General features: G+C 41.3%; 14 protein-coding genes and 1 pseudogene. 9 read left to right on the plus strand and 6 right to left on the minus strand.

Annotated features, from left to right (window positions below; translation table 11 throughout):
* The first annotated feature begins 105 nt into the window (after positions 1–105).
* Positions 106–2,346 carry a chemotaxis protein CheW gene (locus tag G1O98_RS26220; RefSeq protein ID WP_163934063.1) on the plus strand — a complete coding sequence of 747 codons (2,241 nt, stop codon included), beginning with the start codon at positions 106–108 and terminating at the stop codon, positions 2,344–2,346.
* A 139-nt stretch (positions 2,347–2,485) separates the two neighbouring features.
* Here G1O98_RS26220 and G1O98_RS26225 read toward each other — a convergent pair.
* Positions 2,486–2,759, minus strand: a pseudogene (locus G1O98_RS26225) (IS701 family transposase); the annotation flags it as partial.
* Between the two features lie 862 nt (positions 2,760–3,621).
* Here G1O98_RS26225 and G1O98_RS26230 point away from each other — a divergent pair.
* The 3 genes from G1O98_RS26230 (at position 3,622) to G1O98_RS26240 (ending at position 8,299) form a co-directional block, all read left to right on the plus strand.
* The gene (locus tag G1O98_RS26230; protein WP_163934066.1) at positions 3,622–4,380 is read left to right on the plus strand and encodes a PPC domain-containing protein; all 759 of its coding nucleotides are present in this window, start codon (positions 3,622–3,624) and stop codon (positions 4,378–4,380) included.
* Positions 4,381–4,548: 168 nt separating this feature from the next.
* Entirely contained in the window at positions 4,549–5,328 is a 780-nt protein-coding gene (locus tag G1O98_RS26235; RefSeq protein WP_163934068.1) for a peptidylprolyl isomerase, read from the plus strand.
* Positions 5,329–5,356: 28 nt separating this feature from the next.
* Positions 5,357–8,299: a peptidase domain-containing ABC transporter gene (locus G1O98_RS26240; RefSeq protein ID WP_167306222.1), complete on the plus strand. Its 2,943-nt coding sequence runs from the start codon at positions 5,357–5,359 to the stop codon at positions 8,297–8,299.
* Positions 8,300–8,327: 28 nt separating this feature from the next.
* Here G1O98_RS26240 and G1O98_RS26245 read toward each other — a convergent pair whose 3' ends face one another.
* On the minus strand, positions 8,328–8,573 hold the full coding sequence (locus G1O98_RS26245) for a hypothetical protein (protein ID WP_163934057.1): 246 nt from the start codon (positions 8,571–8,573) through the stop codon (positions 8,328–8,330).
* Here G1O98_RS26245 and G1O98_RS26250 point away from each other — a divergent pair.
* Complete coding sequence (locus tag G1O98_RS26250; protein WP_167306220.1) at positions 8,559–10,061, plus strand: HlyD family efflux transporter periplasmic adaptor subunit; 1,503 nt, start codon at positions 8,559–8,561, stop codon at positions 10,059–10,061. The two genes, G1O98_RS26245 and G1O98_RS26250, sit on opposite strands and share 15 nt — an antisense overlap.
* A gap of 45 nt (positions 10,062–10,106) precedes the next feature.
* Here the strand turns inward: G1O98_RS26250 and G1O98_RS26255 are convergent, their stop codons facing one another.
* Positions 10,107–11,354, minus strand: coding sequence for an alpha-L-fucosidase (locus tag G1O98_RS26255; RefSeq protein WP_163934074.1), 1,248 nt, complete (start codon positions 11,352–11,354; stop codon positions 10,107–10,109).
* A gap of 368 nt (positions 11,355–11,722) precedes the next feature.
* Here G1O98_RS26255 and G1O98_RS26260 point away from each other — a divergent pair, with 368 nt between their 5' ends.
* The 3 genes from G1O98_RS26260 (at position 11,723) to G1O98_RS26270 (ending at position 15,899) form a co-directional block, all read left to right on the plus strand.
* Positions 11,723–13,141 (plus strand): AAA-like domain-containing protein, encoded by a 1,419-nt coding sequence (locus G1O98_RS26260; RefSeq protein WP_163934077.1) that lies wholly within the window; start codon positions 11,723–11,725, stop codon positions 13,139–13,141.
* Positions 13,142–13,146: 5 nt separating this feature from the next.
* Complete coding sequence (locus G1O98_RS26265) at positions 13,147–14,718, plus strand: AAA-like domain-containing protein (RefSeq protein WP_163934081.1); 1,572 nt, start codon at positions 13,147–13,149, stop codon at positions 14,716–14,718.
* A gap of 101 nt (positions 14,719–14,819) precedes the next feature.
* Positions 14,820–15,899 carry a nitronate monooxygenase family protein gene (locus G1O98_RS26270; RefSeq protein ID WP_163934084.1) on the plus strand — a complete coding sequence of 360 codons (1,080 nt, stop codon included), beginning with the start codon at positions 14,820–14,822 and terminating at the stop codon, positions 15,897–15,899.
* A gap of 258 nt (positions 15,900–16,157) precedes the next feature.
* On the opposite strand, the gene G1O98_RS26275 is transcribed toward G1O98_RS26270, so the two are convergent.
* The 3 genes from G1O98_RS26275 to G1O98_RS26285 form a co-directional block, all read right to left on the minus strand.
* Positions 16,158–16,991, minus strand: coding sequence for a response regulator (locus G1O98_RS26275; RefSeq protein ID WP_163934088.1), 834 nt, complete (start codon positions 16,989–16,991; stop codon positions 16,158–16,160).
* A gap of 180 nt (positions 16,992–17,171) precedes the next feature.
* Entirely contained in the window at positions 17,172–21,830 is a 4,659-nt protein-coding gene (locus G1O98_RS26280) for a PAS domain S-box protein (protein ID WP_163934091.1), read from the minus strand.
* Positions 21,831–21,987: 157 nt separating this feature from the next.
* Positions 21,988–22,335, minus strand: a complete 348-nt coding sequence (locus tag G1O98_RS26285) for a PAS domain S-box protein (protein WP_167306221.1) — start codon at positions 22,333–22,335, stop codon at positions 21,988–21,990.
* A gap of 406 nt (positions 22,336–22,741) precedes the next feature.
* Here G1O98_RS26285 and G1O98_RS26290 point away from each other — a divergent pair.
* The coding region (locus tag G1O98_RS26290; protein ID WP_163934060.1) for a hypothetical protein at positions 22,742–22,945 on the plus strand (204 nt) is incomplete at its 3' end.

The raw sequence follows: 22,945 nt of genomic DNA on the forward strand, positions 1-22,945 counted from the left end.
CCTTATCCCCAGAGGGGACCCCACCTTCCCCTTTCCCCTTTTCCCGACTTCTGCAAGAAGTTTTTAGAATTGTCACAAACCCCATAGAAACTGAGAGTTGTTTTCATGAGTACCGATTTTGTCCCCCAACCGCAGAACGACGATCGCTTTCTAGAAGAAGCGATCGATCTGTTACTGTTCTTGGAGCAGGAGTTGCCTAACTATACAAAAGACAGTAACCCTGGTACAGCTTCGGCTCTCATGGAAGCTGCTCGCTCTCTGCATTCGATTGCCATAGCAGCTGAGTTAGATGCCATTGCCATAGTTGCGGCTGCACTAGAAGAGATTTTTCAGCTTCTGCATCAGTATCGGGCAACTGTCAACGCCCCAATCGCCTCCCTGTTGTCAGAAGGATTAGATTGCCTACAAATGCTGTTGATGGCATTTTTAACAGCCTCGCAAATTGACGAAGTAGAAATTCTTGAGCGGATGTCTGCCATTGTTGCTCGTCTACAAGCAGAGTTTGGCGATCGCCAACAAAGCGTTATCTTCCAGGAAACAAACCTTGAGACATCGGTAGAGCAACCACAGGAACATCAACCAGTTATTCAGTTTGGCGATCACTTGGCCGAGGTAGAATCTTTTGCGGCTCTACCAGAGCAAGTTATGGTTAAAGACAAGGATAGTTTTGACAGGGAACTAATAGGTGAAACTAGCCCCCAGTCTGACAGCCTTGTTCACGTAGATACAGAGCAGCTTCCCATCAAGGTAGAGGAACTAGCGAACCTAGAGGAAGAAGATTTTCATGCTTGGTTGGGGGATTTTTCCCTGCCTACTGAAACTTCTGTTGCATCCCTAGTTAAATCTGTTCGCGATCGCCATCCACTCTCTTTGCAAGAATCGATTTCTACCATTCTTGCAACAAGTATTCCAACCGCCACACCCATCAATATTAAGCATCTCGAACAACTAAACGCGCTAATTGCAACATTATTAACTACATATAATCAGCAAGCCTGTCAAGAAGAACAACAGCAACATACAATCGGGCGGTTGCTCCGACAAGTTAAACGATTACAACACCTGCTGGATAATCTACAGGAATGGTCAGGACGTTTAGCAGGAATTTCAGATACCCTTTCTCCTCTAGCTGCTTCTCGCTCTCAGCAATTATACAGTACTCTGCAATCTGTTTTGGCTGAAGCGTCTCAGGTGGCATCAACTGTTCATTCGCTGAATAACAATCATCATCAACTCAAACAAGAACTCATACAGCAAGAAAAGTTACTTAACCAGTCTTCTAATTTAGTCAAAAAAGTTACAACTATTCCTTTAAAAGTAGCCTTAGAATCCTTGCATCGGCTTTGGTCTCAGTTACAAGCTCTACAAGATAAGTCTGCTAGACTACATTTACAAGTTAGCGATATCCAAGTCGATCGGGCATTTAGCGATCGCCTCCATGCTCTTCTGTTGCATATAAGTTGCTATTTACTAGAGCAAAGTATTGAGTCTAGCCAAACACGCCAACACCTTGGTAAAAATAGCAACGGTATTATTGAAATTCAAATTTACCAGCAAGGAAATCAACTAATTATTGATGGCTGTGATGATGGCGGAGGACTTAACTTATCTCAAATCTATCAACAAGCTTTAGCCCAAGGACTCGCCCTGACAAAACCAGGGGATATCTTACAAGAACTGGTAATTGAACCAGAGGTTTCATCTGTTTTATGCGATCGCGCTGCCTTAGAGTTAGGAGTAGAATTAACTGAAGTTTGCAAGCAATTAACAGTTCTTCAGGGAAGAATAGTATTGAAGTCTAAAGCTGGACATGGTACAGCCTTCTCTCTCCAAATTCCCCTCGATCAAAAAATTGCTCAACTTATCGTCTGTCAAGCTAACTCCAGAGTCTATGCATTTATTGCCGATTCTGTAGAGCAGATTTATCTATCCCAGTCCGAACAAATTATCCAAACTCAAGCGGGACGCATGTTATTATTGCAGTCTTCTGGCACCAGTGGCTTCCTTGGTTGTGCTGATGAGGATTTAACAACAGAAATGCTCGTCCCTGTCCACTTATTGACTGATGTGCTGACTTGTCCTAACCAACTTCCCACCTCAGCTACTACTTACAGCACAAATACACTAAATGCTTTCAAGCAGGATAAGCCTTTATTAGTATTTCGTTACTTAGACAAACGATGTGCTTTAGAAGTAGATTGCATCATCGGCAAACAATCTTCTGCGATCCATCCTCTGGGGGAAGCAATCCCAGTTGCTGCTTATATCCAAGGAACTAGCGTTCTTGCCAATGGGCAACTTACCCTGGTTTTAGACGGCCACCTTCTCACAAAATCTCTAACTTGAACTCAATACCTGCCGAAATGTTTGTTGCACATAAATTACAGCAGTTTTAACATAGACCCCTAATAAAACGTGAGTTCGACGGTTAGAAAACGGCAGGAGGTAGTGCAGGTAAATCTTTTGGGTAAATATCAATCGACGGTTTTTGTTGTTTTAACTTATTTACTGACCAATCTGAATTGGCTAGAAAATGATGTAACGACGCTCGCTGAGTTTATACTTACTACTTCCGCTATCTCTGGTAATGATTTTCTTTGAATTTGGGACATTATTCCCAGATGTAAATATTTGAAGCACTCATAATTTCTTACTTCTTTAAACAGGTCTTTATACTCTGCACAATATTCATCTATGGTGGCAACTGTTGGGTGAGGATCTCTTGCCAAATGTTTCAAGATTTGTAATTCTACATCCATTGCCCTACTTACCTTTCAGGGTTTTCTTTTTTTATTCTTTTATTCAGAATACCCGGAAAGTGACAGAAGCTGTTCATGAGCGATCGCCCACTATGGATGAAAGAAACCATTCTGTTTTCTTAGGAGAGGGGTAAATTACGTTGAGACAAATTCGTGTCATCGAGTTAAGTCTTACCCGCTTTAGGCTTGCAGCCATTAGTGTTGATATAGGTTGTAAGCTCCCAGTGCTACTTCTAAGCTTAATGCTCTTTGAGTGCAAGCTTTACACCCTCAATGACATTAATTTGGCATAGCGACACATAAAAAGTCACTGTACATCTGGTAACTACTTCTTGCAGGTCAATCAATTCAGTGGCAGCACTAACTACAACCTGACTTTTGACCACTTAACCATAAGAAGCCTCTGGTAACACAGAGTCTATTTTGTATCAATTACAACAAACTTTGTGTTGTCAGCAAGGTTTGTCAAAGCGATCGCTTACTTATTCACACATCTCTTATTTCATCAAACTCATTCTTGATTACGCGAATGGTGAGTTATAAGACTTTTTCTGACTAAACAATACAAAGCACTTGGCATTTACTTTAACAAACACCTAACTATAGAAGTCTTTTTCATGCTGTGTTTATTGAAGAAACAGTTTAATTTAGATTCATGGTTAAACAACAGGTTCTGAACACGGCTTGCACAAAACCAAACAACTAAGGCTCTATTGAAAATAAGAAATAATATTTATTTTCATCAAACTCTAAGCCGTTAAATTCTGGTAAATGTCGATTTAAATCGGGCGTTTATATTTGTACAAACCACAACTTAATCTGAACTTGACCACATCAAAATCAACACCTAAAGGACAAACAAATGGCACTTTACAATCTTGGTACACTCGGTAGCACACCCATTCTTCAGAATGACTTTCATTTAGATCCATCTGACCTCACCGATGTCTTTCAGTTCAAAATCACTAGCGGCAAAAATATCAACCTGTCTTTGACAGATATCAGTGCTGGCGATAATGCCGACATCCGACTGTTTAGAGATGCTAACAATAACGGTGTATTGGACAACTTCGACCGAATTTCTGGACTAGTTTCTAATCAGGGAAGCAACCATGATGAGGCGATTAACTTTAAAACTAGCTCAGGTACTTTTTTTGCCGAAGTATCTCCGGTCAATTTAGCTAGTTCAGGCGATCTCAGCTACGATTTAGCCTTATCTGCGACTGAACCGTCTGGAACTGCGGTTTCAGCTAGTTTCAGCAATCTTCTGCCTAAGGAATTTGTACTTGGTAATTTGTCAGCTGATGTGACTCGTACAGGTAACGTCAATAACACTAACACTGCTGATGTTTACAACTTCTCTTTGGGAAACTTTGAGGGTGTCAACATTAAATTGAACGGACTAAGTACTGATGCTGACATGCGGCTGATCCGAGACATTAACAATAATCGCATTGTTGATGCCGGAGAGGAAATTGCACGCTCTACTAACGGAGGTATTACTTCAGAACTGATTTCCAACATTAACCAAGCTGGTAATTATTTCTTGCAGGTTACAGAATTCAGTGGTGCGACTAACTACAACTTGACTCTTGACCACTTCACCACCACCTTTGCTTAAGTTTAAGCAGTGGTAGTGATGAGCAGTACTTGAAAGCATTGTACGGCAATGCTTTCAAGCGTATGCAAATGATGCAAGCGGCAGACAATCATACTTGAACTTTGCCGCTTTATTACAAAAATCGTAGCTGCACTTATCAAAATATTTCAACAAAATTAGGATTTAAATATGAATAAATCTTTACAAATAGGCGAACACGCCCTCTTGCCTAACGAAATTCTCCCCTTTTTGGCTAGTTACAATCTGATTCCGCAATTGTTATCTCAGAGCATTATCGAGTCTGCGATCGCACCAATCACCTGCACACTAGCCGAAACAACTCAGGCTTTAGAACAATTTTATCAGCAGTGGAATTTGACAACTGAGCAAAAAATCCAAGATTGGTGCTTACGTTACGGTTTAACTCAAGAACAATTAGAACTTTTTGCAACCCGAAAGCTCAGAGTCGAAAAGTTCAAGCAAATAACTTGGGGACATCAACTAGAATCTTACTTCCTGAAATACAAAAGACATTTTGATAAAGTAATTTATTCTTTAATTCGGACTGATAACAGAGGAACTGCTAACGAGCTATACTTCCGAATTACAGAAGGGGAACAGTCATTTGCTGAGTTGGCGCATGAATATTCTCAAGGCCCTGAAGCTGAGACAAGTGGCATCATCGGCCCAGTGGAAGTTGGTACAATCACCCCAAATTTTGCTCAGTTACTTTGCACAAGTCAAGTGGGTATAGTTCAAGCACCTGTAGCCTTTGGAGAATCATGGGTGATTGTCCGGGTGGAAAAGTTTATAACTGCACAGTTAGACAATTTTATGCGCCAACGATTGCTGCAAGAGAATTTTGAAACTTGGTTTCAACAGCAACTAAGTGAACTATCACCAGAAGAGAAAACCTGGATGGGAATCAACACAAAACCAGCACATACTCAACAAGCCATCGCTGCGTAAAACTTATTAAAATAGGGTGTCTAAGATGATGACAAATACAACCGTTGATATTCAAGAATTTATTGCTGATTTGTTTCCTTTCAATTATCTGTCACCAAATGTTTTAGAAAATTTGCTCAACAAAGTGCGATTTTGTCGCTATCGCATCGGGCAAGTAATAGTAGCAAGGGAAGCGATGCCCGATCAGATTAGCATTATTTACCAAGGACAAGCGCGTTTATTAACATACAATTCCCAAGGACAAAATCCGGCGACACTGAAATTACTCTCATCTGGAGAAGTTTTGGGTTGGGTAAGTCATGTGCGGGGGATTGCTTGTGAAACTGCGATCGCTTCTACTGAAGTGATCGCGATTAATCTACCTATTGCTGATTTTCTAACTTTACTCAAGCAGGAAGAGGCTTTTGTCCAAGCATTACAACATGAAATCACTCTTTTAGAAGTGTATGAACTGCTCACCGAAGAACTCAGCCGTCGCGCAGATGGTAGTAAAAATGTAATTAAGCTTGCCCAGGCTGCAACTGAAGTTGCTATCATCCGAACAATCCCTGCGCGCAAAGTCTTCCACCAGCATTTAAATCCTGAATTTTTGTGGTTAGTCAGCAGTAATTTTGATGCTGAGTTCCCCGTGGGTAGTCGCCTAGAATTAGATGAACTCAACCCCAAGCTGAAATTTAATGTAAATATGCGTCTGGTGGGATTGCCCAAATCAATACTTGGAGAAAATCTCGCTCCTTTTACACCAAAAATACTTTTACCCGCAGAGATTCCTTACGCCTCAGAAATTACTGCCACAGAAGAACCAGCAGCTAAGGGTAAACAAAAGAAGTTTCCTTATATTAAGGGTAGAGGGCCGTTGGATGGTTCCCTAGCTTGCTTCCAAATGTTAAGCCAATACTTTAATATCTCTTGGCGCAAAGATACACTACGCCGGGTGTTGACAAAGCAGCAAGAACAGAAGGGGATTATATCTTTGCAATTTTGCGCCGCCGCCGCCGAGTTGATGGGGTTGACAACACAGATAGTCAAAGTTCCCGCCACCGCAGTCGGACGCTTGCAATTACCAGTCATGATTTCTTGGCAAGATAGTTTTGCCATCATCTACAAAAATAGCGATCGAGAGTTACTCATTGCTGTTCCTGAGATGGGATTACTGCGCTACAAATTGCGAGACTTTGCGGAAAACTGGGGGGCTGAAGGAGAAGTTCTGCTGCTACAAACCACCAAAAATACTCCCAAGTCGCGCTTTAGTTTGAGTTGGTTTGTACCCTCACTGCGGCGCTACCGCAAAGTATTAATTGAAGTACTGATTGCTTCTATTGTTATCCAACTTTTTGGGCTGGTAAATCCTCTCGCCACACAGGTGATTATTGATAAAGTATTGGTTGGTAATAGTCCTGATACCCTGGAAGTTTTCGGCATCTTTTTGCTGGTAGTTGCAGTCATCGAAGCAATACTTACCAGCGTTCGCACTCATTTATTTACAGATACCACCAACCGGATTGACCTCACCCTTGGTTCTGAGGTGATTAATCACTTGTTGCGTTTGCCATTATCTTACTTTGAACGCCGCCCTGTGGGGGAATTGGCAACGCGAATTCACGAATTAGAAAACATCCGTTCTTTTTTAACTGGTACCGCTTTAACTGTAGTGATGGATGCTGTGTTTTCAGTGGTCTACATCGTAGTAATGGCGATTTACAGCCCAGTGTTGACATTAGTTGCTTTGGCAACAGTACCGCTATTTGGCTTGCTCAACTTGATGGTATCACCTTTGATGCGGCGACAATTGCAAGAGAAAGCTGAGTGTAATGCTGAAACGCAATCTTATTTAGTGGAAGTAATGGGGGGAATGCAGACAGTCAAGGCGCAAAATTTAGAAATGCGATCGCGTTGGCAATGGCAAGAACGCTATGCTCGTTACATCAGCGCTGGTTTCAAAACAGTCTCTACCCAAACTACCGCCAGTTCTATTAGCAGTTTTCTCAACAAGTTTTCCAGTATGTTAGTGCTGTGGGTAGGAGCTTTTCTCGTCCTCAATCAGCACCTTACCTTGGGACAACTCATCGCCTTTCGCATTCTTGCTGGTTATGTCACCAGTCCCTTGTTACGCCTGATGCAACTTTGGCAGAATTTTCAAGAAACCGCTCTATCTCTGCAACGCCTTGCTGATATTTTAGACACTCCCCAAGAAACAGAAATCGGCAACTCTCAAAATATTCTCATGCCCAGTATTCAAGGTAGTGTCAGGTTTGAAAATCTCAGCTTCAGTTTCGCGGAACACGGGCCGATGCAACTGTGCAATATTAACTTAGATTTTCCTGCTGGCTCCTTTGTGGGAATTGTTGGTCAAAGCGGTTCTGGGAAAAGCACACTGCTAAAATTATTACCTCGGCTTTATGAACCTAAGTCTGGCAAAATCTTGATTGATGGCTATGATATCAGCAAAGTTGAACTCTATTCCTTACGCCGTCAAATTGGTATGGTGTTACAAGATACCCTCTTGTTTGATGGCACAATCCGCGAAAACATTGCCTTGGGATATCCTGATGCTAGCGATGAAGAAATTATTAGCGCCGCCAAGGTAGCATTCGCCCACGACTTTATTATGTCTTTACCCAATGGCTATAACACCCGTGTAGGCGAACGAGGTTCGGGTCTGTCTGGGGGACAACGCCAACGAGTCGCGATCGCTCGTACTGTTCTGCAAAATCCCCAATTACTGATTCTTGATGAAGCAACCAGCGCCTTAGATTACAATGCCGAAGCCCAAGTTTGCGGTAACTTGGCAAGAACTTTCAAAGATAGAACAGTGTTCTTTATTACTCACCGCCTCAGCACAATTCGCAATGCCGATGTCATTCTGATGATGGATGGAGGTGCTGTAGTAGAACAGGGAACTCATGAAGAATTGATGGCGCTCAAAGGTTATTACTACTGTCTGTATCAGCAACAAGAAGCGAAAGTGTAGTCATTAGTCATTTGTCATTTGTCATGTGTCATTTGCCAGCAGTAAATACTATTGTTTCAACTTTAAATAATGAAACTTCAAGCTTAAAACTCGATACTTCAGCCTTTGAACTCGGAAGTTGCACCTTTTTGCTTAAACGTTGAGCTTTTAAACTCGGAATTTTAACCTTAGCACTTCTAACTCTTGTACAGACGCGATGAATCGCGTCTCTCAACACTCCCCAATGCCCAATGCCCCATTCCCCATTCCCCCATTTATTATGAATATTCAGCATAAATTCGATCAACCAGTACTTTTACAACAAACTCCTACTTGGTCACGAGCGATCGCCTGGTCTATTGTTGGAGTTAGCACATTCACAGTAATTTGGGCCTCAGTCTTCCAAATTGATGAATCAATTCATGCTACTGGGAAGTTAGAACCACAGGGTGCAGTCAAAGAAATTCAGGCTCCGGTTCATGGTGTTGTCAACGAAATTCTAGTTAAAGATGGTCAGCGAGTCAAAAAAGGTGAAACACTCATTACTCTAGAAAAAACTACTTCTGAGGCTGAGTTAACTTCATTAAAGCAAAGTCGGACGGCTCAGTTGCTTGCCAAACAAGCGCTAGAACAAGAAAATGACTTCTATCGCCGTCAGCTTCAAGGGAGCATATCACTACAACAAGTGGCACAGCAAACTGCTCTGTTGAAAATTAAACCCGAATTAGCCTTCTTGACCAAAAGCCGAGCAGCGATTATTGCCGAAAACCAGTTGTACCGGACACAATTAAACGGTGCGACTGCTGAAAGTTCTCTCACAAGAGAGCAACAGTTACGCTTGCAAAATCGCCAAATAGAATTAGAATCGCGTTTAGCCACAGCTAATTTAGAAACGGGACAGACACAACAGCAATTTTTTCAGACTCAGGCGCAGTTAACTAGCGCTAAAGAGTTGCTGACAATTAATCAACAAATTCTCCACAAGTTTGAACCTCTAGCGCAGCAGGGGGCTATCTCCCAGATACAATACTTGAAACAGCAACAGGATGTCAGCACCAAACAAGCAGAAGTAATCCGATTGAATCGGGAACAGCAGCGATTACAATTAGCGATCGCACAGTCAAATGAAAAACTTCGCAATACTGCGGCTGTGTCTCAAGAAGACTTATTAGCCAAAATTACAGATAATGACAAAAACATTGCCGAAATTGACAGCCAATTAACCAAAGTAATTGTAGATAATCAGAAACGCCTCTATGAAATTAATGGTCAGATTGGTGAGATTGAGAGTAAGTTAATTCAGGCACAACAAACTCTTAAATATCAGAAAATTACTGCACCTGTAGATGGTACTGTTTTTGAACTTAAAGCTAAAACAGCAGGATTTGTAATTAATTCTAGTGAACCGCTCCTAAAACTTGTTCCGAGTGATAACTTGGTTGCTAACGTATACATCACTAACCGCGACATCGGTTTTGTCAGAGAAGGGCAACAAGTGGATGTGAGAATTGATTCCTTTCCCTTCCAAGAGTATGGTGATATCAAAGGCGAACTAATTGAGATTGGCTCTGATGCCTTACCTCCAGACCAAGTTTATAATTTCTGGCGTTTTTCCGCAAAAGTCCGCCTACATGGGCAGAAATTACTGATTAATCAGCGTCAAATTCCATTGCAATCCGGGATGTCCATTGATGCTAATGTGAAATTGCGTCAGCGCACCATTATGAGTATCTTCACTGATTTCTTAGTTCAGAAGACTGAAAGCTTAAAATCTCTGCGTTGAACAAATTCCTCAACCTTGTACTGTTACTTAAAAAACATTAACTATTCAGGAATCAATATCAATACAAATCACTGTAACGTATGGATTAATTACTGATTCAGGTACATCAATTGTTAATTCTCCTAATGGATTGGGATTAAGAATAGAATCTATAATTGCACAGCGGCTTGTGTAGGTTAGTGCTGTGCCGTCAGCCAGAAGAAACACTGATTTTACTCGCTTGATTGGTATACCCCTAACCGATATTGTCTCGTAAGGTTTCATTAATAGGTGTAGATAAATGCGGTCGCCCTTACGAGTTGAGGGGCCATAAAATTGCCACGGTTCTAACCCTGGGGTTGTATCAAGTATACTTTCACTGTGGCTCTCCATCCAATCTCCTATATCTTTGAGACGCTCTAATTGTTCAGGAGGGATTTGTCCATTACCCATTGGACTAACATTGAGCAAAAGATTGCCTCCTTTGCCTGCTACTTCGCAAAGGGTATGAATTAGCTGACGAGATGACTTGAAGCAATGATCGTCTGAATTATATCCCCAACTTTCATTAATAGTCAGACAAGTTTCCCAAGGATGATCGGGTGGTTGAGGAGGAATAAACTGTTCAGGAGTTTCAAAGTCTCCACAATTTGGAAGACGATCGTTAATGAGAATATTCGGTTGTAAATCACGAATCATTTTTGCTAAATTTTGAGCCTGCCATTGCTCTGGAGTGCGTTCCCAACTTCCGTCAAACCAGATGATGTCAATTTGACCATAGTTGGTCAATAATTCTCGGATCTGATTGAACATAAATTGGATATATCGCTCCCACTGTTGCGCTGTAGGTTGAGGTAGCTGGTCAAAGCGATAAGGTTTATCTGCTTCTGTAAAAGCTGGATAGTCTGGATGATGCCAGTCACTAAGCGAAAAATAAAGACCAATACGCAATCCGACAGAGCGCATCGCTTCGATATATTCACGTACAATATCTTTTTTGTAAGGTGCAGATGCAATTGAAAAGTCTGATTCTTGGGTATGAAATAGAGCAAAACCATTATGATGCTTGGCTGTTAATATGGCATATTTCATTCCGAGACTTTTTGCTAAATGTGCCCATTCTTGGGGATTGTATTGTTGTGGATTGAAAGTATTAGCTGTGTAGTGATATCTCTCAACTGGAATATCTTTGCAAAAAGGAAGGCTGAATACACCCCCAACTAACGGCCAAGATAACTCACATCCTTGTTGAGAACTATGTCCCCAATGAATAAACATCCCCAATCGAGCTGTATCAAACCAGTTATTCATCATGGTGAAATTTGGCAATAATTCTACTTAATTAGGAGAAATAGCTCCCTTTGCATATTAGTACATATACAGATTTTGGTTGTTATTATTTGTTGGCTGAGGTGAAGATGCGTAGGCGTAGCTCGCCGCAGGCATCGCTATAAAGTGGGGCGTAGCTCCTCGTCCCTTTTCCTCATAACTAGAGATAAGCGCTTGCTTGTCGTGGGTATAGCGTCATAGGGCGTTACAATCCAGGGTCTTTCTCTAGCATCTTGTTGACTGGTAGGGGGTTAGGTTTCTGAAGCCTACTGTTTAAATTTAAGTGAATAAGGAAAAAACTATGAATAATTCCGCTAAAGTCTTATTTAAAACCAACTTTATTCTTTTTACAAATGAATATAGAAGAAGCATTAGTAATTCTAGATACATTCCTTGAACATAGTTTAAGTGATGTTCAGGAAATAATATTTCGTCAAGCTTGGGAAGGAAAAACTTATCCAGATATCGCTGAAAGCTGTGGTTATGATGCCAATTATATAAAAGATGTTGGTTCTAAGTTATGGAAGTTACTTTCACAAGCTTTTGGGGAGGAAGTGACAAAAAGTAATTTTCGCTCAGTATTGAGACGGCGCTCGCAAAGCAGCATTTTGCCAGAAAAACTACAAATGCCAGCAGTCTTGAGACAGTCTCAGCAAACAAGCACAGAGAAAAATGTGATATTAGCATCTTCTTTGGTAATAGAAAAGCAAGAGGAGAAAAAAACCCCAGTCCTAAATTCCGACTTTTTAGAAATTCCTGGTGGTTCAGTGCCGCTCAATTCCTTTTTTTACATAGAGCGTCCGCCAATTGAAGAACGCACATATACAGAAATCAATAAACCTGGAAGCTTAATCAGAATCAAAGCCCCCAGCAAAATGGGAAAAACATCCCTAATGCACAGAATTCTTACTCACGCTAAACAGACTGGGGTACACACTGTACAGATCGGTTTCCAGAGAGCAGATAGTCAAGTTTTCACCAGCTTGGAAAAATTCTTACGCTGGTTTTGTGCTAACGTCAGTCGGCAGTTGAACTTAGAGATCAGACTGGATGATTATTGGGATGAGGATATTGGCAGCAAAGTTAGCTGCACATTGTATTTACAAGAGTATGTGCTGGAGAAAATCGATGCTCCGGTAGTTTTAGCTTTGGATGAAGTGAATCGAATTTTCGAGTATCCAGAAATCTCTAGGGATTTTCTGCCGCTATTGCGTTCTTGGTATGAAGATGCTTCCGAATTAGAAATCTGGCGAAAACTTCGACTAATAGTAGTTCATGCCACTGAAGCTTATATTCCGTTAGATATTAATCAATCCCCTTTCAACGTAGGACTACCGATTAAATTACCAGAATTTAGTTTAGAGCAGATGCAGGATTTGGCAGTGCGTCATGGACTCGATTGGGCTAAAGGTGAGAAAGGATTGGAAAATCTGGCTCCTCTGTTAGTGATGATTGGTGGACATCCCTATCTAGCTCGTCTGGCTCTTTATAACCTGGGACATGAAGAAGTAACTCTAGAGCAACTACTAAATGAGGCTCCCACAATTGCCGGCATCTATAGCAACTATTTACGGCAGCATCTAGCCAATCTTCAAGAACATCCCGAACTAGCAACAGCACTCAAACGGGTAGTTACCTCTCCAACAAGCGTGCAATTAGAAGCGATCGCTGCCTACAAATTAGAAAGTATGGGTTTAGTAAAACTTGAAGGAAATCAAGCAATATCTAGCTGTGAGTTGTATCGGCTCTATTTCCAAGAGCATTTAGGCTAAATGCAATGAATAAATACGAATATCAAATTGGCGGTAGTCTTAAAGTCGATGCTCCTAGCTATGTAGAACGACAGGCTGATATTGAACTTTATAATGCTCTCATCCAAGGTGAATTTTGTTATGTATTTAGTTCCCGACAGATGGGTAAATCTAGCTTGCGGTTACAAACAAGACACCGATTAGAACGAGCCGGCTACAGTTGTGCTTCTATCGATATGACTCGTATCGGCAACGGCAATATTACTCCTGCTCAGTGGTATAAGGGCATAGTAGTTGACTTATTAAGGAGCTTTAATATCTTTGGCAAAGTTAATTTAAAAACCTGGTGGTCGGAGCGAGAAGATTTGCCTGCGTTACAGCGATTGAGTCAGTTTGTCGAAGATATTTTGTTAGTTGAAATAAAAGCTGAAAAGATATTTATTTTTATTGATGAAATTGATAGTGTTTTAGGTTTAAATTTCCCGGTAGTTGATTTCTTTACCCTAATTCGCTCATGCTACAATCAGCGAGCAGAAAACCCAGAATATAATCGCCTAACTTGGGCACTATTCGGAGTAGCAACCCCTTCGAATTTGATTACAGATCGCAACTGCACCCCATTTAATATCGGTAAATCTATTGAACTGCACGGCTTTAATTTATCGGAGGTTCAGCCATTAGTAGCAGGGTTAGAAGGTAAAGTTGCTAATCCGATGGCAGTTATCAAAGACATTTTGGCTTGGACAAATGGTCAACCTTTTTTAACTCAAAAGCTCTGTCAAATAGTAGTGCAAGAAAGAAACTCTGGAAGCAAAAATGTTGAAGAGCAAAGAAGTATAGAAGTTGACGAGCGTTATAAATTGGATGACCATTTACCAATTATTAATCAACATCTGATAAATTTTTATTACCAATTTCCCTTGTTAGTTTTAGAAAAACTCGTGCAAACCCATATTATAGAAAAATGGGAAGCAAAGGATGATCCAGAACATTTGAAAACAATCCGTGATCGCTTGCTGAGAAATGAGCAGCGTGCTGGAGGTTTACTGGGAATGTACCAGCAAATTTTGCAAGGTATTCAGATAGCTAGTGATGATGGAGAAGAACAAATAGAACTGCTTTTGTCGGGGTTAGTAACTAAGCAGCAAGGGCAACTCATAGTAAAAAACCGCATTTATGAAGAGGTTTTTAACCAAACTTGGGTAGAAAAACAATTAGCAAAACTACGGCCCTACTCCCAAGCATTGAATGCTTGGATAGCCTCAGAACATTGTGACAATTCACGACTATTGCGTGGAACAGCTTTGCTTGAAGCTCTAGCTTGGTCACAAGGCAAAAGCTTGAGCGATCTAGATTATCAGTTTTTAGCAGCTAGCCAAGAATGCGATCGGCGAGAAGTTGAGACATGGTTAGAAGCAGAACGAACTAAAGAAGTTAAAGCTAGATTAGTTCAAGAGCAAAAAGCAGCTAGATTCCAAAGATTATTTTTTCTAGGGGCATTTTGTTGGGCATTGATAGTTGTTTTAGGATTGGGGATAGTGACTTTTCAATATAAAAAGCACTGCCCTGTTACCTCAAAGCAATTACTAGTAAACTAAAAAGTTTTTTCCCAAAGAGCGAGTGCTAATCACATTTACGTAACAGGCGATCGCCTTTCCTGAAAATATATTGCTTGTATTACCAAGTGTGGGAGATATTTATGTGGCCTAAGACAAAACTGATAGATTTGCTCAAGATCGCACACCCAATAATTCAGGCCCCGATGGCCGGCGCTTCCACACCTGAGTTGGTTGCAGCCGTTTCTAATGCAGGAGGTCTTGGCTCCTATGGCGGTGCGGCCACCGCACCAGCCAAACTTCGCCAGATTATCAGGCAAATCCGAGAGATGACAGACCAACCCTTTGCAGTTAATTTGTTTGCACCAGCAGTTGAAGCGTATGAACTTGCACCTGAGCAGCATTTCCCCATGTCCGAGCTATTAACAATATGGCACAACGAACTTGACGTGGGGCCTGTTCCCGAACCAATATCAATATTAGGGCCATTCCTAGAACAATTTACTGTCTTGCTGGAAGAGAAAATACCTGTATTTAGTTTCCACTTTGGGCCTGCACCAATTGAGGCAATTCGTGAGATACACAGCATAGGCTCAATTGTCTTAGCTACCGCGACGACAACTAGTGAAGCAAAAGCTCTGGTCGAAGCAGGAGTCGATGCGATCGTAGCCCAGGGCTTTGAAGCCGGAGGTCATCGCGGTACTTTTGCTGTGCCTTATGAACATGGATTGATTGGAACAGCAGCCTTAGTACCGCAAATAGCTGATGCGGTGTCGGTTCCAGTGGTTGCGGCAGGCGGAATTATGGATGCTCGTGGAATCGTTGCTGCATTTGCACTTGGGGCAAGCGGGGTACAAATGGGAACCGCCTTTCTTCCCTGTCCTGAGAACAATATCCCGGAAGTCTATAAGCAGGCAGTACTCAACTGTAAGGACGAGGACACAGTTATTACTGAGGTATTTTCCGGCAGACCCGCCAGAGCAATCCGAAATCGATTTATACGTGAAATGGAGAATCACAAGGACAAGGTACTGCCATTCCCGGCTCAGATGTCTATAGGACGAGTTTTACGTCAAGCTTCTGCTCAACAATCAAGTCCAGATTTTGTCAGTATGTGGGCAGGACAAGGAGCAGCATTAGCTGAAGCTCTCCCAGCAGGGGAGCTAATCCAAAAAATGATCCAAGAATTTCTTGCCGTGACTGCTTCTTTACAAGTCACTTGAAGAAGAATTCAGGAGTCAGGAGCGGAGCCGTTCCTGACTCCTGAATTCTGTTTCGATAAACTATAAACCGAACACAATATTAGCTCGACTTTATCCATTTTTTGGTAACACTCAAGCTGACGCTAAAACCTTTGTAGAACAGTAGTTTTACTTTTTCAATTTCAGCTTGAATCAGTGATATGGAAAAAAATTTGCCAAAAAGCTAGGGCTTTTGCTCTATAAGGAGAACCAAGTTCTTAATTTTGGATAAAGTCGAGATTAGTAAGTGTTGGGATAGTAGGCACTAGTACATAAATATTCCTGATCTTTGAACTCTAGATAACTAAAAGTTATTTTCACATCTAGATTACGACCATCTTCAGTTTGGTGAATAGATTCAAAACTTGAAGAATCTTTTTGTCTAAGTTCTTGCCATTGTGAGTGCCAAGTTTCTGCGGGAAAATTTGGATCGATATCGTGAACGGTCATGGTCAGCAATTTTTCGCGAGAATAGCCTAAAATCTGGCACGCCGCTTCATTTACATAAATCAACTGGGCATTTGAGTTAACAAAAAAAATTGGCTCTCTAAATCTGTCTAAATAAAATTGGCTTAACCGCAGTGCTGATTCTGCTTTTTGGCGACCCCTTCGGGCAGCTTCGCTAACGCTAATTTCCTGTTGCAAAAGTAAATTTTGCTCAGTCAGTTGTTTTTGTAGCCTTCGGATAGTCAAGTTATTTTCTACACGGGCAAAAACCTCTTCTTCACTAAAAGGTTTAGTAATATAATCTACTCCCCCGACTGCAAAAGCTTTAACTTTATCAAATACTTCATCCAAAGCGCTAATAAAAATCACTGGAATGTCGCGGGTTATTTCCGAGGCTTTCAAATGTTGACAGACTTCATAGCCATTCATTTCTGGCATCATGATGTCAAGTAAAATTAAATCCGGTGGCGCAGCTTGTGCTGTTTTCAAAGCTGTTGGCCCGTTAATGACTCTGCGAATTTCATACCCTAACTGAGTTAGCATGGCAGATAAAAGTCGCAGATTATCGGGCGTATCATCCACAACAAGAATATTTGCTTTTGCTAGCTGAACTTGATGGTTATTCATATTTATTAGAAACGATTTATAAAAGTAAGTATTAACAATTATCAAAAACAAGCAGCTATTACCATGACTTCATATAAATAACATGAGCAAAGTATAGATATTTAAAAACTTATTTATATCGTCACGGTACAGCTTATCTTAAATCGTCCACCTCTGAAAATTCACTTCATAAATCATTTATTACAGTTGGGTTAAATCAATAACTTTATCAATCCGAAAATTATTAACCCAATCAGACAGAGTGTTTGCCAAAAGAGTAGATTCTTCAGGAATTTGCTCAAGCAAGCTGAAAATCAGCTTTTCATCAGTACACAGTGCTGCTTGGTGTAGCTGTGTCACCCACTCAGTGGGCATCTGAGCTAGAATCTCTTCTACTGATAGAAGTTTAAGGTTAGAATTTTCTGCAAGTTGGTCTTTTTGAAGTGGTTCTTGTTCATACACATAACGCACCCCTAAATATTTAGATATTATATTTAAAATTACTTCCTCTCGGAACGGCTTACGCACAAAATCGTTGCAGCCTGCTGATAAAACCACAAATCGTTCCTCGTCAAAAGCACTAGCAGTTAGAGCAATAATCACAGTAGCTTGACCTTTTAAAGTAGCTCTGATTTGTTTAGTGGCTTCATACCCATCCATCACGGGCATTCGCATATCCATGAAAATTAGGTGAGGTTCCCAACTTTGCCAAAGAGCGATCGCTTCTTGACCGTTAGCTGCTGCCTGAGTTTCAAAACCAATACTATTAAATAACTGCGTTAATAAATGGCAATTGTCTTCGCGGTCATCAACTACCAGAATTCTGTATACAGGTTGGCCTGATACCAAAGCAATTACTCGACGTTTAAGGGTTGGTGGTGCAATATCTAATGAATTTGCTAATTCAATTTTGATATCGAAGTAGAAAGTTGAGCCACGACCTACCAGACTATGAACGTGGATATCGCCACCCATTAACTGCACAAATTGACGGCTGATTGTTAATCCTAATCCTGTGCCTTCTCTTACTTGTCTAGCACTTGCAGTCTGAACGAAAGGCTGAAATAAATTATCTAATTCCTCGGTAGGAATTCCCAATCCTGTATCTTCAATTTCAAAGGTAATCAGCGATTGAGGATTCCTCAAAGAATTTTCAGGATTATCTTCTCCTACTTCTACGCGCAACGTTACTCCCCCAGTATTGGTAAATTTGATCGCATTTCCCAATAGGTTGATCAGCACTTGTCGGAGTTTACTTTCGTCTGTGAGGATATATTGGTGTAAATTCGGAGCAAGTTCAAATGAGAGTGATAACTTTTTGTCCTTGGCTCGTATCTGGAACATCTGTTGCATCTCTTGCAATAACCTATGCAAATCAAAGGATGTCGGGTTAAGAACAATCCGTCCAGCTTCGATTTTGGACATTTCCAGCACATCATTAATTAAGTTGAGCAGGTGTTCTCCACTACGATTGATAGTTGCTAAAGAGTCTCGCTGACGTTTGTTGAGGGTGGTGTCTCGTTCCATTAGCTGGGCGAAACCCAAAATGGCATTGAGTGGCGTTCGCAGTTCATGGCTCATGTTAGCTAAGAAGGCGCTTTTTGAACGGTTGGCAGTTTCGGCGGTTTCTTTGGCAATTCGTAGTGCCTCCTCTGCTTTGTGCCGCGATCGCCCAATGGCTATGAGTTCGCTCACCAGTTGCAGTAAGTTGATTTCCTCTTGGCTCCAAGTTTTAGATTTGTTAACAGCATCTAATTCCAGTAGTCCAACGACTCTGCCGGCGTAAATCATCGGTACAGCCACTACAGATTTAATTATTTCTCTCTCGGCGTTCGCCTCTGGTGAAATATCTGCAATTCGAGATGCTTGTAAACCTTGGATAGGATTACCGTTGAGAATTTGGTTGTAAAACCAAGGCAACGGTTCAGATGAAGTAGCGCTGTTTAATAATAGTCTGTTGCTAGGATCGTACCACTCATGAGCGATGTGAAATTGCTGTTGTGGCTCGTAATATTCAAAGATACAACTGCATTCAGCCCCCATAAATTCGGCGATCGCTTGCAGGGTAAAATTGATTGCGGTATCTGCATCCTGGTCGATAAACTGGCGAGAAATGCTGTTTAGCAGTCTATCTACCTGAGCGCGATGCCAAAGTGTGGCTTCAACTTGCTTACGTTCGGTTAAGTCTTGCACCAACCCCTGAATAAGTGTGCGCTCACCCAACTTAAATATAGTTAACCACACCTCAGCTGGAAAATCTGTACCATCGGCGCGACGGTGAACCCATTCAAAACGATGTCTGCCTTGGTCGTAGGCGATCGCAACTTGTTCGCGCGCTAAACTAGCAGAAGTTTGACCGTTTGGTTGAAATGGTGGTGAAAATTCACTTGGATGCTTCTGTAAAAACTCTTGTCGAGAATAGCCGAATAGTTCTTCTGCTGCCCGGTTACAATCAAGGGGAATTCCGTTTTCCTGTAACATGACAGCAATACTGGTTGATTCGTAAAGAGCGCGAAATCTGGCTTCTGATTGTCGCAAAGATTCTTCTACAAGTTTGCGATCGCTAATATCGGTAATGACGGCATCTATACAACCATCCTCAGCATTCCGTCTCAACGATATTAATCCCCAACCAAGAGATTTATCCCGACGGCATAGTTGCAACTCAAAGTTACGTACCTCACCCTGCTGTGCCATTTCTGCCAACAGCAGTTGGCGATCGTTTGGATTCGCGTAAAACTCCGTCGTGAATTGCTTGCCAATTAGATCGGTGGCGCAACTATAACCCAAAATTTCGGCTTGGCGTTGGTTAGCTTCCAGAAACAGCCCATCTTCTAAGCGAATCCGAGCAATCCCCACTTGAAAGTTTTCAAAAATGTTGCGATATTTCTGTTCGCTGCGACGTAGAGCTTCTTCTGACTGTTTGCGCGCCGTAATATCGCGGAAGTACCAAATTCTACCGTAGTAATCTTTTGTTGGCGATCGCACAGATGCCGAATATCGGTCTAGAGTTCTTCCATCTTTCAGGCGAATTTCATCCCGGCTGATTTGGTCTGGATGGGCGTAGAGATACTCAACTTTTGCCAGAAACTCCTGTGGCTGTTCCAGTTTTTCGAGTGCTAATTCTAGTAATCGCCGATTGTTACCACTGACAAATCTTTCTGGAATTTGCCATAACTGACAAAAACGCTGATTATAAGATACAACTCGATTATTTTCATCAACGACTAAAATTCCATCAATTGAAGCTTCTTGTTGGGCTTTGAGTATGGCATTACTGCGGTGTAAATCTGCCTCTACTTGCTTGCGATCGTTAATGTCAGCAACCACGGCTTCAAGACAATTATCTTCCAGATTCAAACGTAAGGAAAATAAGCCCCAGTGAGCCTTACCGTTGCATTGATAAAACTGTAGCTCAAAGTTGTTGAGTGAACCTTTTTCACGCAGTTCGGTTATTATACGCTGGCGATCGCTTGGGTTTGCATAAAAATCTGTGGTAAATTTTGTGCCACCAATTAAGTCTGCTACAGAACTGTAGCCTAATAGCTCCGCAAGGCGTTGATTGGCATCTAAAATCAGTCCATCATCAATTCGGCTGCGAAGGATGCCAAATTGAGAGTTCTCAAACAGGTTGCGAAACTTTTGCTCACTCTTGAGCAAAGCTTGTTCAGCCTGCTTCCGCTCTGTAATCACACGCGCAACGCTGATCAGTACCAAGTTACCATCGATATCATCAGTTGTAGCTAAGTTTGTGGCTTGCCATTGCCAACTACCATCCTTGAGTCTAGCTCTATACTCAACTTCTACCCTCTCCCCTGTTGTTACTACCCTGTTGACTGCATCTAAACAACTTGGTAAGTCATCAGGATGAAGAAAATCTGTAAATGCTATACCTTCTAACTCAGTTGTTTCATAGCCTGTAAGCTTGGCTAAATTGGGCGAAATATAGGAGATTCGTCCTTCTAAGTCAATCAGAGAAATAATATCATTAGAATTTTCCACAATGCGGCGGAACTTAATCTCGCTTTCGCTCAAGGCCTTCTCTACCTGCTGACGTGCAGTAATATCCCGAAAACTCCAAACACGTCCAATAATTTTATCGTTTTGCCATTGAGGTTGAGAGTAACGCTCAAAAACACGTCCATCTTTCATCTCTACCAAATCAAAAGCTTCCTGTTCTGGGGAGTTATAAAATAGTTCCTTGACTCTGGCAGTAAAAGCTTCGGGATCTCGCGTTTGTTCAGACATAAACTTGAATCGTTCATTGCTCTGAGAAGGTTGCAACAACGATTCTGGTATTGACCACATCTGAATAAACTTTTGATTAAAGACTGCTACATTAAAGTCTTGATTTACAACTATAATTCCATCAGCTGTAGATTCAAGTGTCGCTTGCAAAAGAGATAGAGTTTCTGCTTGTTTTTGTTGTGCTAAGTAGCCTTCCGTTTCCCAATGTTTTGTTTGAGTGACATCTCGAATTACTAGTATAGATGACCTGTCACCTCCTGCAAGTTCGACGCAGTTACCTGATATTTCTAAAATTAAGGAGCGATGTTTGCCGTCACGACATTCATATTCTTCTGTGATTTCATACTCTCCCCCTAACACCCTCATATTTGGATAAGACTCTGGTGCAACTTCTTCACCAGCTAGGCTTAAAAATAACAAGTCACTCAGCTTGGAATTAAGAACGAGAATATGTGGTCGGTTAACCAGTTTGTCAAAAGCAGTATTGCACCATTGTATTTTGCCATCACTACCAGTCCAGACAATAGCATCAGCGATCGTCCCCAGCGCCACCTCCATCTTGCCCAAAATTGCCCGTAATTGGTTGACCAAACTAGTCAAATGTATGCTCATCAGCAAACTCACCTCCGGGGAATTAAAAATCAAAAATTAAGAATTAAAAATTGTAACTATTGGGGACTTGTACCCAAAGATTAATTAAAATTTACTATTTTTAAGAAAAAAAAGGTCAATTTATGATTTTTTTTGGCGAACTATCTTCTCATTTATTTTAAAGAGGACGCAACATGGCCATAAATACCCATTCTCCCTGATGTTTCTCTGCCATAATCAAATGCTCGGCTTCAATTTCTAGACCATCTTTGGTGATGCCAACTAGACGCAGGGGGTGATTGAGAATAGTAGAATTTTCTGTTGAAAGAAAGCGGGAAAAACCAAGATGGTGCGGGGCATGAAAACCTTCTGGAATTACTACTGTAATAATTTGACCATTAATTTCAGCCATGCTCCAGCCAAAAACAGACGTAAAGCGATCGTTTACATAAGTGACAAACCCTTGTTGATCTGTAATTACAACTGGCACGTCTGTTTCTTGCTTCATATCACTAAGAGTTTTCATCGCTGCTTTAGCTATAAAGTTTTGCTATAGTTGTGCAGTTTTTAGAGCAGTATAATCTCCTCCAATAATAGCAACATGCTTAGGTAATATTCTCAAACTTTCTATTAGATTGGTAATAACCCAAGTTGCGGGTTATCAACTGATCTGTGGTTGTTACCACTCAATTGATGCGATGCCTCCGGCGGGCTACGCCTACACGTGCAACAATGGCATTCAAGTACTTAAATGATTTGGCTGTTATATAAATTACTTAATTAAATAAAAGCTTGTTGAAGAGTAAAAGAAAAAATAAATGCTTGTAGCTTAAGTAAAAACCCTTTACAAGTGACTGCATGTATTGATTTTGGGAAAACACAAGTGATACTACTAAATACGGTTTCAATATTTTGATGAAATGGTAGGCGTGATGCGTCAGTACATCAAACTCAAGAAAACTTCCGGTAGCCCAAAACTGAGTAGAGAAGATCAAGTACTGGTGGCTTTACAGTATTGGCGCGGAGCCAGAGACGCTCCGCCTCCGGAGAATATCGTACAAGTTCCCATTCGTCCAGATGAAGCGGTCTTAGGCGCTCAAATTCAAGTACCAACACCAGAGGGTAGCGTCACATTG

This window comes from Nostoc sp. UIC 10630, from assembly GCF_010747425.1.
Lineage (GTDB): Bacteria > Cyanobacteriota > Cyanobacteriia > Cyanobacteriales > Nostocaceae > Nostoc.

Bases quoted from the DNA above. Each gene is read 5' to 3' on its own strand.
- G1O98_RS26220 (WP_163934063.1), top strand. From the start codon at position 106: ATGAGTACCGATTTTGTCCCCCAACCGCAGAACGACGATCGCTTTCTA.
- G1O98_RS26230 (WP_163934066.1), top strand. From the start codon at position 3,622: ATGGCACTTTACAATCTTGGTACACTCGGTAGCACACCCATTCTTCAG.
- G1O98_RS26235 (WP_163934068.1), top strand. From the start codon at position 4,549: ATGAATAAATCTTTACAAATAGGCGAACACGCCCTCTTGCCTAACGAA.
- G1O98_RS26240 (WP_167306222.1), top strand. From the start codon at position 5,357: ATGACAAATACAACCGTTGATATTCAAGAATTTATTGCTGATTTGTTT.
- G1O98_RS26250 (WP_167306220.1), top strand. From the start codon at position 8,559: ATGAATATTCAGCATAAATTCGATCAACCAGTACTTTTACAACAAACT.
- G1O98_RS26245 (WP_163934057.1), bottom strand. From the start codon at position 8,573: ATGCTGAATATTCATAATAAATGGGGGAATGGGGAATGGGGCATTGGG.
- G1O98_RS26255 (WP_163934074.1), bottom strand. From the start codon at position 11,354: ATGATGAATAACTGGTTTGATACAGCTCGATTGGGGATGTTTATTCAT.
- G1O98_RS26260 (WP_163934077.1), top strand. From the start codon at position 11,723: ATGAATATAGAAGAAGCATTAGTAATTCTAGATACATTCCTTGAACAT.
- G1O98_RS26265 (WP_163934081.1), top strand. From the start codon at position 13,147: ATGAATAAATACGAATATCAAATTGGCGGTAGTCTTAAAGTCGATGCT.
- G1O98_RS26270 (WP_163934084.1), top strand. From the start codon at position 14,820: ATGTGGCCTAAGACAAAACTGATAGATTTGCTCAAGATCGCACACCCA.
- G1O98_RS26275 (WP_163934088.1), bottom strand. From the start codon at position 16,991: ATGAATAACCATCAAGTTCAGCTAGCAAAAGCAAATATTCTTGTTGTG.
- G1O98_RS26280 (WP_163934091.1), bottom strand. From the start codon at position 21,830: ATGAGCATACATTTGACTAGTTTGGTCAACCAATTACGGGCAATTTTG.
- G1O98_RS26285 (WP_167306221.1), bottom strand. From the start codon at position 22,335: ATGAAAACTCTTAGTGATATGAAGCAAGAAACAGACGTGCCAGTTGTA.